The organism is Faecalibacterium sp. An58, from assembly GCF_002161515.1.
Lineage (GTDB): Bacteria > Bacillota > Clostridia > Oscillospirales > Ruminococcaceae > Faecalibacterium > Faecalibacterium avium.
In genome coordinates this window covers 1-14,993 of record NZ_NFHX01000041.1, presented here as the reverse complement: position 1 = coordinate 14,993, position 14,993 = coordinate 1, and the positions used below count along the sequence as shown (strand labels likewise).

The following is a 14,993-nucleotide window of genomic DNA, read 5'->3' as shown; positions in this document are numbered from 1 at the left end:
GTTCAAAGGAAGGTCCTTTCCTTTGTGTGCCTATCATAACATACCCCCCCCGGTGTCAAGACCCAATTTCAAATTTTCCCTTTTTTTCTTTATTTTCTTTAGTTCGCATTCCCTAACTTTGGGGGAGGGGATCTGGAGGCAAACGAAAAAGCACCTGCCGGAGCAGGTGCTTTCTGGTTTGGTTTTGCGGCAGGGCTTTATGCCTGCACTTCTTTGACGGTGGAGCGCTCGATCACCCAATCGGCGGCCCGGCGGATGGACTCGTTGCGGCGCAGCGCCCGCAGGTCCGTCTTTTCCTTGACCTCCTCCAGGGTCTTTTTGGCCATCTCGGCCCGCTTGGACAACTGCTGGTCCAGCTCAGCGTCGGTGGGTACCAGCCCTTCGGTCCCGGCGATCTGGAGCAGGGCCATCCGGGCGCGGGTATTCCGCTCTGCCACCTTGCGGACGGTGGCCTTGAACTCATCCCGGGTCTGGTGGATCTGGCCCAGGTATTTGTCCATGCTCAGACGCTGCATTTGCAGCTGCTGCTGGACGCTCTGCATCTCAACATGGTAGGCATTCTCCACCAGGATCTCGGGCAGATCGCCCTTGGCGGCGTCGGCCAGCTGCATCAGGATCTGGTTGCGGGCATGGTTGATGGCGGTGGTGCGCTTGCGGGCGGCCAGCTGGTCATGCACCTGGGCCCGGTACTCCTCCATGGTGTCCACCTTCCCTGCCTTCTTGGCAAAGTCGCTGTTCAACGCGGGCAGCTGGCGGATGCACACGTCGATGATCTTCACCTTAAAGGTCGCGTCCTTGCCCGCCAGGTCTTTGGCATGGTAGGCGGCGGGGAAAGTGACGTTCAGATCGAACTCATCCCCTGCCTGGTGGCCGAGGATGCCCTCCTCAAAGCCGGGGATCATACGGCCGCGGCCCAGCTCGATGGCCTGCTTGGTGGCGCTGCCCCCGGGGAAAGGCTCCCCGTTCACATAGCCGGTGTAGTCCATGTGGACGATGTTGCCCTTGACGGCGGGGCCCTTGTGGGGCACCAGCTCGGCAAAGCCGGCCCGGCGGCGCTCGATCACCCGGTCCACTTCCTTGTCGGTGGTGGCGGGGATGGTGCAGGTCACCTCAAAGCCGGTGGTCTTTTCCAGCTGGAACGCAGGCTGCAGGGGCACCGTGGCGGTGGCGACAAAGCCATCCTCCTTTTTGACGCTAACCAGGTCGTAGCTGGGCTCGTCCACCGGCTGCAGATCGTTTTCGGCCAGGGCCTTTTCGTACAGGGCGGGGACGTCCCGGTCCATCAGGTCGTTGATGGCGTCATACCAAAAGACATGCTCGCCCCGGTCCGCCTCGATCTGGGCCCGGTCGGCCTGTCCTTTGGCGAAACCCTTGATCGTAAAGGTATCCCGAGTGCGCTGATAAACAGCCTCGGCGGCCTCCTCCAGCTCGGCGGCTGAGGCGCTGAAGGTCATTTTGCAGACGTTCTTTTCAGGCGTTTCTACATTTACCAATTTCATAGTCGATGTTACCCTCCGTGCGGCCCCCTGCGGGCGCGATATAGTCAATTTGAAATTATTATAGCACAGATAGGGCAAAAGCGGTATAATAAAATTGTAATTTTCTGCGCATACCCCCATGGTAGGCGCGCCAAAACCACCCAAAAGAAAGGCAAGGACAGCATCTATGCGCCTGTTTGACGTATTGGGGCCGGTGATGATCGGCCCTTCTTCCAGCCATACCGCGGGGGCGGCCCGCATCGGCCGCACCGCCCGCCAGCTTTTGGGCGAAGCGCCCCTGCAGGCCGACATCGGCCTGTACGGCAGCTTTGCCACCACCGGCCGGGGCCACGGCACCGACCGCGCCATTGTGGCCGGGCTGCTTGGCATGAAGCCCGACGACCCCCGTCTGCCCGATAGTTTTGCCCTGGCCCAGAAGGCAGGGCTGCATTTTTCCATCCATCCGGTGGAGCTGCGCTCGGCCCACCCCAACACGGCAGTCCTGACCTTGCAGGGCGCGCACCGGCGCCTGAACCTGACCGCAGCCTCGGTAGGGGGCGGCCGCATCCGGGTCACCTCCATCGACGGGGTCAACGCCGACTTCGGCGGGGACGCCAATACCCTGATCATCCACAATGAGGACACCCCCGGCTGCATCGCCGAGGTGACCCAGGCTCTGGCCCGGCGGCGGATCAATATCGCCTCCATGCAGGTGTTCCGTTCCTCCCCCGGCGGGGAGGCCGTGATGGTGCTGGAATGCGACAGCCACATCCCTGCCGGCATCCAGCCCCAGCTGGCCGCCGTGCCCGGCATCCGAAAAGTCACCTGCCTGAATGTGGATGACGACGTATAAAAAGAAAGAGAGGAAACCCCATGTCCTTTTTATCCTGTGCCGAGATGCTGACCTACGCCCATGAGCACAGCTGCACCCTGGCCCAGGCGGTGCTGCGCAGCGACCTGGCCGAAAGCCGTCTGACCGAGGAGGCCAGCCGGGCCCAAATGCGCCGTCTGTGGCAGGTGATGCAGCAGACCAGCCGGGACTACGACCCCAGCCGCCGCAGCCGCAGCGGTCTTGTGGGGGGCGACGCAGCCAAGGTGGAGCAGGCAGCCGCTCAGGGCCGGCTGCTGGGCGGGGCGTATCTGTCCGCCGTTACCGCCGAGGCCCTCAAAACCGCCGAGTGCAACGCCTGCATGAAGCGGATCGTAGCCGCCCCCACGGCGGGCAGCTGCGGGGTCCTGCCTGCGGTGCTGCTGCCCCTGGCCCAGGAGGGTCAGGCCAGCGACGAAGCGATCTGCGATGCGTTGTATGTGGCCGCAGGCTTCGGGCAGGTGATCGCGGCCCGTGCCACCCTAGCCGGCGCGGAGGGAGGCTGCCAGGCCGAAGTGGGCGCCGCCAGCGCCATGGCGGCCGCCGCCCTCTGCTATCTGAAAGGCGGCACCGCTGCCGCCTGCGCCGCAGCCGCAGCCATGGCTCTTGGCAATCTGCTGGGGCTTGTCTGTGACCCGGTGGCGGGCCTGGTGGAAGTCCCCTGCGTCAAGCGGAATGTCGTGGGCGCCGTGAACGCCGTAGCCTGCGCCAATATGGCTCTGGCCGGCATCGACAGCTCCATCCCCTGCGACGAAGTGATCGACGCCATGGGCCGTGTGGGCCGCCAGCTCTCCCCCGACCTGCGCGAGACCGGCGCCAGCGGCCTGGCCGCCACCCCCACCGGCCGCGCCATTGCCCGCCGCCTGGCGGCGGAAGCCGGGGGCGTATAAGACCCCGCAGCGCGGCCATAAGATCCCGAAAAGTTTTTTCAAAAAAGCCCTTGACAAAACCCCGCCTTGATGGTAGAATATGTCCTGTTCCGAGTGAACATATGCGTTGGTAGCTCAGCTGGATAGAGTGACTGACTACGAATCAGTAGGCCGGGGGTTCGAGTCCCTTCCATCGCACCAAAAATGCCGCAAGACCGAAAGGTTTTGCGGCTTTTTTGTTTGTCCGCAAGCGCTTGCACGGTTTCTGCACGGTCGGTGCACGGTCCAGGCTTTTGTGCCGGATCGCGCAGCGCGGTCGGGGTTCAGGGTGCGGGGGGCAAGGCCGCCGGCATCGCCACCCAGGACGAGGTATAGGAGTTGGCCGGAGCGGCCGCGGCCTCCGGCATCCGCCTCACTGACCAAACGCCGGCGGGATGCACCGTCTACGCCAACCAGAGCCTGCTACTGACAAACCTGATCGGCAACAGCATCAAATATGGCGTGCCGGACGGACCGGCCTATAAGTATGCCGTGCATCCCGAGCAAAAAGGACCAGTGAGCCATGAAAAGAGGAACACTAAAAAGCTACATCGCACCTGTAAATTTCGCCCATGAAACCTTGCAACCTGCCCCCCGGAACTGATACAATGGAATCGCTCACCCAAAACAAATGCTGTCAAGTCTCCGAACTCTGACCCGACACAGTCTGAGCCGAAGGCTTGTGTCTACACGGTGGAGGCGGCACAGATGCTGACCATCAGCCTGCGCTTTACCTATAACCTGTGCCATGCTGCCACCAGATCCCGCGACAGCAGGCAGATCTAAACGGCAAGCAGGCGCGCGATTCTTTACGATTTGTCCGTTTTCAAACAAAGCACGCCGTAAGATAGCCGTAATGCAATAGAACAACTCCAACCGACGAAAAAGGGACATGGTTATGAAAAGGATCCAATCATTGCATCGATTCCAGAAGGCCGTTCTGGCTTTGACTGCCGCTATGATGCTGCTTTTTACTGCTGTCTACCTCATGGCTGCCTCCCGAAAGGGCTTTCTTTACCAAAATGCGCTTCTCATCCCGCAACAGGCAGACGGCCGTACGTTCTACATCGGGAAGATCCAGGGAGAGCCGGCATGTTTTGCTGTTGAGGCAGATAAAACGGTGACATTTCAATACGGCGATCGGACCTACGGGCCCTACACCGTTCGGGAGAATCCGGCTGCCATCCCACAGAATAGCGAGATGCGCACACAGATGACCGGCGTGGAACTTTACTGCGGTGAAAAGCTTCTTTTTTATGGCGGCATAACAGATCTCAGCGGTCGTTTATTGCTTTATCATACAGATGGCAGTTTAGCAGATGCCGGCATTTCGGTAACCGTCAATGGCGGTGCGGAGAATATGATCACTATGGACGGCAGCGGGAATGGAATCGACCCTATGGAGCCTTCTGCTTACACCATCCTGGATTTGATGACCGGCCCCGAACTGACCCATAAAGGAGCCTGGCCTTTATGGGCCGGTGGGATATTGATCTGTGCGGCCACCATGGTTTCCGTTTTATTTGCAGACGAACTGTTCCGTTTCAATCTGGCCTTTCGTATCCGCGATGCAGACCGTGCGGAGCCATCCGAATGGGAAATAGCAGGCCGGTACATTTCCTGGGCGGTGCTGCCGGTTGTAGCTTTGGCTCTCTTTATCGGAGGGCTCCAATGATATACCTTCTCACAAAGCGTCCCTATCCACATAGAGCCGTGCAGGCAGCTTAAAACAGAAAAATCCAACGAGAAATCTTACGATTTCTCGTTGGATTTTGGTGCGCTCGTGGGAACTCGAATCCCAGGCCCTCTGATTAAAAGCGCAACCCGTGCGCCAATCGTCCATGTTCGAATTGTTGTCTCATCAACGCTTAACGACGTACAAACGCACGATATTCACCTTCCAGCTTTGCTTCAAAATGCCAATTTTGCACCTGTTGCAACCAGTGTACAGCTCTGAAACCGTGCAGATTCCGTGCAAAAACCGTGCAGGGCGTTTTTAGAAACTCCGAAGCAATTCACACACAAATGGCTTGACGGCATCGTTTTGGGTGATTTTTAGGAGCTACAAAATAACTTTTATAAGCGCCACCCTTGTTTCCAAATCTATAACAAAAGCCTCTTTGTTTACAAACCATAGCATAAAGTGTAAATTATGGTCAATCTTTTTGTCTGTTTGTTCCTCAATCAAATGAATAAAAGTCGGCAAATTTCCAATAATGTTCAATTCTGCCAATTTCAAATTGTTGTGAATCCTATTGCATAGAAGAACAATTTCTTCACTATGACCAGAGGAAGCATATCCTCCACCCATAGGCATATATACCACATTTTCTGAAACTTCCACAAAAGAGAACATACCATTCTTTCGAAGCGTTTCGCGCATTTGATCAGAAATCTTTTCTGTCATACAGCGGACTCCAGGTACCAGATATCTTTCAATAGTCTGAGGCCAATTATCATGTATAATTTTAATCATTTCTTGTCGACTCCATGGTTGTTTATCAACACCTTTTCCATGACGATAGATTTGAATAAAATATGCATTATCCTGGTCGATTCTCGCAAATAACACTGGCCCCGTTCTTTCAATATAGTTAGAATTCCGCTCTTTCTTTTCTCCTAAATGAAAATGATAAATTCCCCAATCATACAGAAGCATATCAAAAGCATCTGGATTACTCGATGCTTTATTTAGATATGCGGAAACATCTTGCCCAGATTCTAACTTTTCAATTAAGATATTTAATCCTTTTCGATTTTCTTCCGGACATTGAAATTCCTTTGAGTACCAAACATGGCGTTTGCGTGGTGTAATCATTTTCTTTCGCAGATTGAAATATTCATACCAAAGTTCAAATTCTTGCCTTGCCTTTGTCTTTATTCCCTGTTGCTTTAATCTATAACGTACCAAATTGCTATAATCTTCACATAAATCCATGCTAACTTTATATCCTTGAGGTCCATAATAAAAAATCATTTTTTCAGCCTCTCACACATCGCCAGCAGCTCCTCCAGCTTCTCCACAATTCGCTTTTGTTCAGCAAGAGGCGGGAGAGGAATGAAGATTTTTGCCAATTCTTTTGCTGGCAGCTGTCGCACTGCCGTTCCTGTTATTTTCTTTGCAATTGCTCTAGCATAATATTCAGTTCCAAATAAATGCTGTAAGTAATTTACCATTTTTAAATTGATACACCGTATAATCACCATTTGTGCACAAATAAAACCCGTCTGATGTTTGGTATCTGCTTTAAATATGGCAACCTTTCCAACTGATCCTCGTAATAGACAAACGAAGTCTTGATTGTGCAATTTTCCGTTTCCCAATTCTTCAAATTTATTCTTGCTAATATAACGGACATTATCAAACTGCATATATGTTTTTCCCATGTCCTTAGCTCCAAAAAACGGGATTCCAAAATTTGTATAATCTTTTTCTACTGGATATTTATTGCTACGGTCTCCGTTTTCAAACAACACAACTGACCCTAAATTCACCCACATCCACCCCTCAGGAATCTCAAAGGGCTTCTCGTCCTCGGTGATTTCGGGCAGAGGCTTTTCTTTTTTGAGCTTGCCTGACTGGATGAGGCGCTGCTTCTCTGCCTGAATCTGAGCGTAGAGTTCCTGGGCGGTGCCTTCTTCGGGGCGCTGTTCCACCAGTTTGCCCTGGATGGCCTGCTGGAGGATGGATTTTTTCATATCCTCGGGGAAGCGGCGGTTGAAGTTCTCCAGTTTAGTCCAGGCCTGTTCATAGCGGTCCACCAGGGGCAGGAGTTCTTCAATTTTGGCGACGATGCGCTTTTGCTCGGCAAGAGGTGGAAGGGGAATTAGTACCTTTATAATATTAGATACCGCTAATCCTGGCTGGGCTGTTGCCGTAGCATATTGATTTAGGTTTAATGCCTTTAAGAACCATCCTCCCCACAAGACATCCGTGAGATTGTAATGGTCAACTACTACAGCGTGTTCAGTCGCATAGAATTGACCATTCGCAATATTGATATTACCACATAATGCACCTTGTCGGCCTATGAGTGCAAAATTGCCTTCACGGTTGAACCTAGAAACATATCCGCGCACACCATTTCCACCGTAGCACAAATATTTATGCTTTTCCGATGGTTCGTCGTAAATGTCAGTTGCTGTAATATTTTTTCCTGCCTGCAAGTTAAAAATCTGTCCTATCCTCACCCACATCCATTCATCGGGGATGTCAAAGGGTTTTTCATTCTCAGTGATTTCAGGCAGGGGCTTTTCTTTTTTGAGTTTACCCTCTTTTATCAGCCGCTGCTTTTCGGCCTGGATCTGGGCGTACAGTTCCTGGGCGGTGCCTTCTTCGGGGCGCTGCTCCACCAGTTTGCCCTGGATGGCAAGCTGTAAAATGCTGTTTTTGAGTTCCTGCGGGGTCATTCGGCGGCACCTCCCAGGGCAGCGGTGATCTCGGCCAGGACGCGGTCGATCTCGGCGTTCAGCGAGGCCCGCTGCTCCTCATAGCGGTGGATCAGGTCCAGCGGGGCCAGGATCTCTTCTTCCTCGTGGGGATAGCCGCACTGGTCCAAGTTGTAGCCCAGCTCTTCCTCCAGCTGCCGAACGGTGAACTGCCGGGCCTTGTCGAATCCGTCCACCGTCAGCTCCTGACGGTCGTTCCACCACGCTTCCGCCGGGGCGAAGTGTTCGAGCTTCATAGGCTTGGTCTTGCTGAAGTGCTTGTAGCCTTCGGGCATATCCAGCCGGTAGACCCAGGTGGAGCGGGTGGGGCCGGTACGGTCAAAGAACAAAATATTGGTGGTGATGGAGGTATAGGGGGAAAAGACGCTGCCCGGCAGACGGATGATGGTGTGCAGATTGAATTCATGCAGCAGTTTCTTTTTGATGTTCAGCTTGGCGTTGTCGGTGCCGAACAAAAAGCCGTCGGGCAGGATGACCGCCGCGCGGCCGCCGGGTTTGAGCCGGTACATGATCACTGACATAAACAGGTCGGCGGTCTCGCTGCTGGCCAGGTCGGCGGGAAAGTGGTTTTTGACGTCGGCCTTTTCACTGCCGCCGTAGGGCGGGTTCATCAGAACCACGTCGAAGCAGTCCTCCGGGGTGTAGTCCAGCACGTCGTGCAGCAGGGTGTTGTCATGGTAGACCTGGGGGTTGTCCAGGTTGTGCAGCAGCAGGTTGGTGATGCAGAGCATATAGGGGAACTGCTTTTTCTCGATACCATAGACGGAATTGCTGAAAGCCGCCTCGTCCTCGGTGGTCCTGACCTGCTTGTGCAGCTCCTTCAGCCAGCTGGTCAGAAAGCCGCCGGTACCGCAGGCAAAGTCCGCCATCCGCTCCCCGATTTTGGGGCGGATCATCCGGGCCATAAAGTCGGTGACGGCACGGGGCGTATAGAATTCGCCAGCCGTCCCGGCGCTTTGCAGCTCCTTCAGGATGGTCTCGTAAATCTCGCCGAAAGCGTGGCTTTCTTCGTAGTCGTCCAAGTGCAGCTCGTCAATGGTATTGATGACCTGCCGCAGCAGGACGCCGTCCTTCATATAGTTGTTGGCGTCGGCAAAGGTGGTCTGGACAATGGCCTTGCGGATGGGGGTATCGGCATCCACCGGCAGGTTTTTCAACGTCGGGAACAGGGTATTGTTGACAAAATCCAGCAGCTTGTCCCCGGTCATCTCTTTTCCGTTTTTCTGGGCGGCCCAGTTTTCCCAGCGGCAGGGCTCGGGAATGATGGACTGGTAGTTCTCGTCCTCCCATTCCCAGTCCGCCTCTTTGGTGGCGTACACCTTCAAAAACAGCAGCCAGGCGATCTGTTCGATCCGCTGGGCGTCGCCGTTGATGCCGGCATCGTTGCGCATAATATCCCGCAGCCGCTTGATAAATCCAGATAAGTTGCTCATAAAAATGATACCGCCTTAAATGTTTTGCTTTAAGTATGGAACAAAAACATCGTAGAATTTCTTACTCCACTCTGCATGGAACTTGGCCATTCTTGTCCAATCCTCTTCGTTTTCGATACTTACCCCGTCGAGCGTGAGGACAATATAGGAACTCTTTTTATCATCCATTCTGAGCCAGGACACCGGTGTTCCAAGCCTCGTTTCAATCTCCTCTTTATGCTGAAACAGGAAATCAAAAGATTGTTTGTTCCTTTCTTTTTTGAAGTGTTCCAAACACAGCTTTATCTTCGCCACATTGTAATTTGCCACGCAGGCAAACGAGAATCCTCCAATTCCAAAGAAACCGTTGATCCAGTTTTCTTTGGATGTCGTACAACCCGAGAAGCACCCATGTCCTGTACCATCGTCATTGGCCTTCTGAATATAGGGCAAAGCAAATGCCCAATATTTTCGCCGCAACTCTGCGCGGGTCCCTGCTTCCTCGGCGCTCTTGTCTGTGTTTGAATCCTTTAGAATAAAGATTAGCGCTTCTTCATCTGCACCATAGGCTTTAAAGAATTTTCTTAGAAGAGAAATCTTGGTGACTGTACTGGTATTCCGCTCTACAAAAATATTCTCGTCGATTTTAAGAGCATTGCGCAGATCATCCGGATGGCTGCTTACATAGGCATCCAGTTCGTTATCAGGGTCCGATTTATAAGCCAGCCTTGACAGCACCGACCGGTCCTCTGTATGGAGGATTTTCAAAACCTGTTCCATCATATCGATCCAGCTGGTGACCGGCTGCTCCGTATTTTTATATCTGAAGCGCAAAATGTCCCGACCGCTCAGATCCACATCATCTCCCAGAGAATAGGAGTCCATTTGCTTTTCCGCCGGTCTATAATTTGTCTCGGGCATGGGCCAGATGGTCACCGCCCGCTGCATTAACAGCTGATTTCGTGCTTCTAGTTCGGCCAGCCCCCAATGCTGTTGCTGTCCGATCCAGCTGTTCAGGTAAAGATGACTATTGATAAAGCCATTTTCCATATCTCGCTTTTCTGCGAATGGGCTGTTGCTGTATTTGGAATTGTATCCAGTCAGGGTTAGGTTTGCAATCCGGTGCAGCCACCGCTCATGGATCTTTTCATAATCTTCTCCCAACTCCTTGACCCATGCCGGAGTGAGATGCTGTGGCATGATATGTTCAATGGAGTAGACCCCCTTGTCAAATTGCTTGTAGACATTCTGGACTTCTACTGTGCCAAAATTCTCGAACCGTTCTAGGATGTAGATCTTGTTTTTGCTATTCATCTGGTAAACTGGACGAATGGTAAAAGCCTCCACAAACTCAGCATCATCCGGGAAACGGCCGCGGTCCGTCTTGGATTTAAGAGCATATTTAAACTTTTCCAGATAATTCGCTTCCGTACCATCGTAGCGGATGATTTCTCGATGAAGCATCAAAAAGATTTTGTTCAGGGCGTTGGTGGGCAGGTCACAGATACTTCGACGAAACAGATAATTTTCCGTTAGAAGGAAAATCTCCCTCACCTGCGCAAGGTCCAGCTTTCCTTCTGCTTGTAAGCGAAGCACTTCGAGAAAGAAGGGACGGGTGACAGTAGTCTCCAAGCGATTTAACCGGTAAATACAGGCGTTTAGTGCCGTATCCGTCGTCTTGCCTTTAAGTAAAGTCTCATACCACCGTGCATAATCCAACAGCTCCTGAAGGAGCTGCTCGATCTCCAGCGCACGATCTTCCACAAAAGCCTTAAACGTGAAATAAACGTTGTTCATTGCAGGAATTATCTGCTGCTTGATACTCAGATAGTCCCGAATGAAACCGCTGACGTTGTAGCTGGTGTAAATTTCAATTTTATTCCAGTATTTTTCGTAAAAGTCATTTTGCTGCTTTGGCGGCTGGCCCATTAGGATAAAGTTCCGGATTTTATCACCTTCACTCAAAGCTACGCCAGTGGAGTTCAAGCTCTCAAAGATTAGCTGTGGGTTATCTTCCTGATTCAGGATAATGTTGATGATTTCAAGTTTTGTAATGGCGTCATAGAGTTCATCCAGGGTTACTTCTTCTTTCCGAAGCCGGGAGTAAAAATAATTGTAATTGATGGTAAGGTTGGAATCTGGGATATATCCTGATTCTTCGTCGAACAGCCGTCTAAAAGCTTCCCGATCATTTTTTACCGGCTTTAGTTTAATCCGGGTCTCATCTTCCTGCCACTCGTCGATCAAATAAGTTTTATAGATCTTTTCAGCAAGATTTCCTTTGGAAGGGGTGAGAATCCCTTGCTTCATCAAATTGTACATTGCAAGCAGCAATAACGAGATTGTAGTAAGCCGCTGCTGTCCATCAATCACAAGCAGTTCGTTGAATTCACCATCATTGTGAACCGATACAATGCTGCCAAAGAAGTGACTTTTCCTACCTTTGCGGACTACTTTTACCAAATCATTATACAACTGCTTGCAGTTTTCTGTCTTCCAGTCATAGTTCCTTTGGTATACAGGGATGACAAACCGTTTATCCGATCCCTGCATATATGCAACCAGTTTTGTCTCAGAACCCTTCATTTTTATTACACTATCCCTTCCTGATAAATCGCCTGTTCCAATTCTCGTACCGCTTTGAGATACCCTTCCTTCCCGCCAAAATAGCTTGCGATCTTGGCGGGCTTGCCCATCTTGAGGAAGGGGTCCAGCTTGAGGACTTCCGTTTTCTCGATCTCATAGATACCGATGTTGCAGTATTTATCCAGCAGCGCCTCCAGGACCTGATAAGCCGCGCCGCTGTACTTGCTCAGGAAGTCACGCTTTTTAACGTTGTTGGCCCGCTCCCTGCGGGTCAGGGGTTTCTTGTCGAACGCCACATGACAGATGAAGTCGAAGTCATCCACATCGGTCATCCCCTGCTCTGCTTTCACCTGTTCCAAGTCAATGCCCCGCTGGCGCAACAGATCGCGGATGGCTTCCTTCTTGTCTTGCGTGCTCCATTGGTGGATGAAGTTGTCCAGAGAGGCATACCGGCCAAGGATGTTTTCTTTGGTATAGTCTATGATGCTTTCCTGACGCAGCAGTTTGCCGTCGGTGTCGTAGATGGAAACAGTTTTCTGAATGATACGGACCTTACAGCCGTTTTCGTCCACGATGGGGGTAGGCAGCTTTGCGCTGCCGTCGTGATCATCTTTGCCCGGCGCTTTTTCCTGCGGGGGCAGGTCCTTCCCTTGTCCTTTGGCTGTTCCGAATTCCTCGTCGATCTCCAGAGGGCCGTCCCAGTCGGGGTCAGCAAACAGTCGGGTGACGTTGCGGAAATCCATCACGGCGAAATGGGTCTTGCCCTCTTTTTCCCGCAGGCGGGTGCCCCGCCCAAGGATCTGCTTGAACTCGGTCATTGAGCCGATCATCTCATCCAGCACGATCAGCTTGGTCATTTTGATATCGGCCCCGGTGGACAGCAGTTTGGAGGTCGTTGCAATCACCGGATATTTCTCCGTTGTAGAACGGAAATAGTCCAACTTGCTCTTTCCTATCTCGTCGCTGCCGGTGATCCGCACCACATAGTCCGGGTTCTGTTTCACCATGTCCTGGTTCAACTGGGTCAGCATATCCCGCATACGCAGAGCGGCATCCTCAGTGGCGCAGAACACGATGGTGCGGACCATCCGGTCGGTGCTCTTGAGGTATCGGGTGATCTCCTGGGCCACTTCGCGGATGCGGTCCTCTATGATGATGTTGTAGTCGTAGTCGCTGTTGGTATAGATGCGGTCGGGAATCTCATTGCCGTAAATGTCCAACTGCCCCTTTCGGGGCCGCCAGCCCTCCCCAATGTTGGTCATGACGTTGATGACCTTGAACGGCGCAAGAAAGCCGTCCTCGATGCCTTCTTTCAGGCTGTAGGTATAGACCGGCTCGCCAAAATAGCTGAGGTTGGAGATGTATTTGGTTTCCTTGGGGGTGGCGGTCATGCCGATCTGCACAGCATCCGAGAAATACTCCAGCACCCGCCGCCAGCGGCTTTCCTCCTTGGCCGATCCTCGGTGACACTCGTCCACGATGATCAGGTCGAAGAAATCCGGCGCGAACAGCTTGCTGAAGTGTTCCTGGTCGTCATCGCCCACCAGCTGCTGGTACAGGGAAAAATACACCTCATAGGATGTGACGGTGTTTTTCTGGTCCTTTTTCACATTGACCTTGTGGATGGTCTTTTGCAGCGGGGCAAAGTCCTGTTCGATGGATTGGTCCACCAGCATATTGCGGTCTGCCAGGTAAAAGACCTTGTGTACCGTTTCGCTCTTCAAAAGCCGGTAGACGATTTGGAATGCGGTGTAGGTTTTGCCGGTTCCGGTGGCCATCACCAGCAGCAGCCGCTTTTGTCCCCGGGCGATGGCGTCAACGGTCCGGTTGATGGCGATCCTCTGGTAGTAACGTGGCGGGTAGGTAGCCTGGCTGGAAAAATAGGGCTGTGCCATGGCCGCCTCCTGAGCGGGCGTCAGGCCGGATTCCCGCTTATAGCGGTCGGTCAGCTCGGCCTCCGTGGGGAATTCATCCATTCCAAATTGCCGCTCGGCCCCGGTGAGGAAATCGTGCTCGGCAAAGCCGTCCCCATTGGAACTGAAAGCAAAGGGCAAATCCAGCATTTTGGCATAGTCCATCGCCTGCTGCAGCCCCGCCGATACCTGGTGATTGTTATCTTTTGCTTCCACCACTGCAATGGGATTGTTTGCGCTGAGGTAGAGCAGGTAATCCACCCGTTTGCCAGGCTGCCGCACCGCAAGGTTACCCTTCAGGCTGATCTTGCCATCGGTAATTTGGGTCTCCATGGTGATCTTTTGGCGTTCCCATTTGGAAGTCAACGCAGGGGTAATGTATTGCAGCTTAATATCCTCTTCTGTCATGTTCTGCTTCAGAATGATCGGCTCCATAAACGTCCCCCTTTTCCCTACATGACAGGAACAAACCATCGCGCTTCGACAAACTGTTTTATTCAGTATAGCATAATGGACAGGGCGGCTCAAGGTGACAGATGCCATTTTAGCAAAGATGCCGGGTCATAAATTGGACCGCTTTGTGTTTTCTTTTGCCCACGGTCCTCTCCATCATCTTACGACGGCTACTCATTTACGGAGTAGCTGCCCGGCAATGCGCAAAGAACCGCTTGCCGCCCGTTGCAGCCGGAAGAATCCAAAGAAACCGCGCCGGGGTTTCGTGGCACACGACTTTGCTTGCAAAGTCTAGTGTGTTATACCTTTGCGAAGGAGAGGGCGGCACGGATAGGCTCCGTGCTCCCATCTCAGCAGTAAAAACAGTAGAACAAAAGCTGGCAGATGGTGCAAGCTACACCCGTCTGCCAGCCTTTTGCCCTCTGCGGAACAAAGGTATACAAAGCCCCGCCGCAGCGGCTCGTTCTTATTGTATTAAAATTGTGCTCTACCCTGCCTCCCACGTTGGCTTATGCATGGTTGTTATACTCTGCCTTCTTGCCGATTTGCAGCAATTGGCGTTTTTCCTCGTCCGTCAGTTTTTCATAATTGATTTGGGCCAGCTCGCAGAACATTCTTGCCCGTTTTTCTTCTTTATTGCCTTCGAGTTGGGTAAGCCTTTCCAAATATTTTTTGAAAGTTTCCGCCGAATCCTTTTCTGAAGCGCTGGTGCTGTCTTTGCGGTGCGTTTGCTTCAATTCTCGCAAAATTCGCTCTACATCGTCGGTGATTACTTGGACAAAATACTTATCTTCGTCGATTTGCGCCGCCTTCAAAGTTCGCAGGGTGTTGTCCTCTTTCGGGTCGTATTTCTCCACGATCGAGGTGCGGACCGATTCCAGCAGGGCGTTCAGGTTCCGAATCTGCATGGACACCATGCCATCCAC

At 52.6% G+C, this 14,993-nt stretch carries 11 protein-coding genes, 1 tRNA gene and 1 pseudogene; 6 read left to right on the top strand and 7 right to left on the bottom strand.

Features of this window, described 5'->3' with window-relative positions; all coding sequences use genetic code 11:
* Positions 1–217: hypothetical protein (locus B5G12_RS14850; protein WP_204245694.1), on the top strand; the 217-nt coding region annotated here is incomplete at its 5' end.
* On the opposite strand, the gene tig is transcribed toward B5G12_RS14850, so the two are convergent.
* Positions 198–1,499 (bottom strand): trigger factor, encoded by a 1,302-nt coding sequence (gene tig / locus B5G12_RS13460; protein ID WP_087231700.1) that lies wholly within the window; start codon positions 1,497–1,499, stop codon positions 198–200. The genes B5G12_RS14850 and tig overlap by 20 nt on opposite strands.
* 166 nt (positions 1,500–1,665) lie before the next feature.
* Between tig and sdaAB the strand changes: the two genes are divergently transcribed.
* The 5 genes from sdaAB to B5G12_RS13440 all read left to right on the top strand — a co-directional run bounded on the left by sdaAB (position 1,666) and on the right by B5G12_RS13440 (position 4,929).
* Complete coding sequence (gene sdaAB, locus B5G12_RS13455) at positions 1,666–2,331, top strand: L-serine ammonia-lyase, iron-sulfur-dependent subunit beta (RefSeq protein WP_087325393.1); 666 nt, start codon at positions 1,666–1,668, stop codon at positions 2,329–2,331.
* Between the two features lie 20 nt (positions 2,332–2,351).
* Positions 2,352–3,236, top strand: coding sequence for an L-serine ammonia-lyase, iron-sulfur-dependent, subunit alpha (gene sdaAA / locus B5G12_RS13450; RefSeq protein WP_204245693.1), 885 nt, complete (start codon positions 2,352–2,354; stop codon positions 3,234–3,236).
* A gap of 103 nt (positions 3,237–3,339) precedes the next feature.
* Positions 3,340–3,416, top strand: a tRNA-Arg gene (locus B5G12_RS13445).
* A 177-nt stretch (positions 3,417–3,593) separates the two neighbouring features.
* Entirely contained in the window at positions 3,594–3,830 is a 237-nt protein-coding gene (locus B5G12_RS14510; RefSeq protein ID WP_144064170.1) for a hypothetical protein, read from the top strand.
* Between the two features lie 322 nt (positions 3,831–4,152).
* The gene (locus B5G12_RS13440) at positions 4,153–4,929 is read left to right on the top strand and encodes a hypothetical protein (protein WP_087325392.1); all 777 of its coding nucleotides are present in this window, start codon (positions 4,153–4,155) and stop codon (positions 4,927–4,929) included.
* 387 nt (positions 4,930–5,316) lie between these two features.
* Here B5G12_RS13440 and B5G12_RS14505 read toward each other — a convergent pair whose 3' ends face one another.
* The 6 genes and pseudogenes from B5G12_RS14505 to B5G12_RS14680 all read right to left on the bottom strand — a co-directional run.
* Complete coding sequence (locus B5G12_RS14505; RefSeq protein WP_144064169.1) at positions 5,317–6,231, bottom strand: hypothetical protein; 915 nt, start codon at positions 6,229–6,231, stop codon at positions 5,317–5,319.
* Positions 6,228–7,664, bottom strand: a complete 1,437-nt coding sequence (locus tag B5G12_RS13430) for a restriction endonuclease subunit S (RefSeq protein WP_087325390.1) — start codon at positions 7,662–7,664, stop codon at positions 6,228–6,230. Before B5G12_RS13430 ends, B5G12_RS14505 begins: the two co-directional genes overlap by 4 nt.
* Positions 7,661–9,136 carry a class I SAM-dependent DNA methyltransferase gene (locus B5G12_RS13425; protein ID WP_087325389.1) on the bottom strand — a complete coding sequence of 492 codons (1,476 nt, stop codon included), beginning with the start codon at positions 9,134–9,136 and terminating at the stop codon, positions 7,661–7,663. Before B5G12_RS13425 ends, B5G12_RS13430 begins: the two co-directional genes overlap by 4 nt.
* 15 nt (positions 9,137–9,151) lie before the next feature.
* The gene (locus B5G12_RS13420) at positions 9,152–11,701 is read right to left on the bottom strand and encodes a DUF4268 domain-containing protein (protein ID WP_087325388.1); all 2,550 of its coding nucleotides are present in this window, start codon (positions 11,699–11,701) and stop codon (positions 9,152–9,154) included.
* 5 nt (positions 11,702–11,706) lie between these two features.
* Positions 11,707–14,049 carry an EcoAI/FtnUII family type I restriction enzme subunit R gene (hsdR, locus tag B5G12_RS13415; RefSeq protein ID WP_087325387.1) on the bottom strand — a complete coding sequence of 781 codons (2,343 nt, stop codon included), beginning with the start codon at positions 14,047–14,049 and terminating at the stop codon, positions 11,707–11,709.
* 527 nt (positions 14,050–14,576) lie between these two features.
* Positions 14,577–14,993: pseudogene (locus tag B5G12_RS14680) on the bottom strand (helix-turn-helix domain-containing protein); the annotation flags it as partial.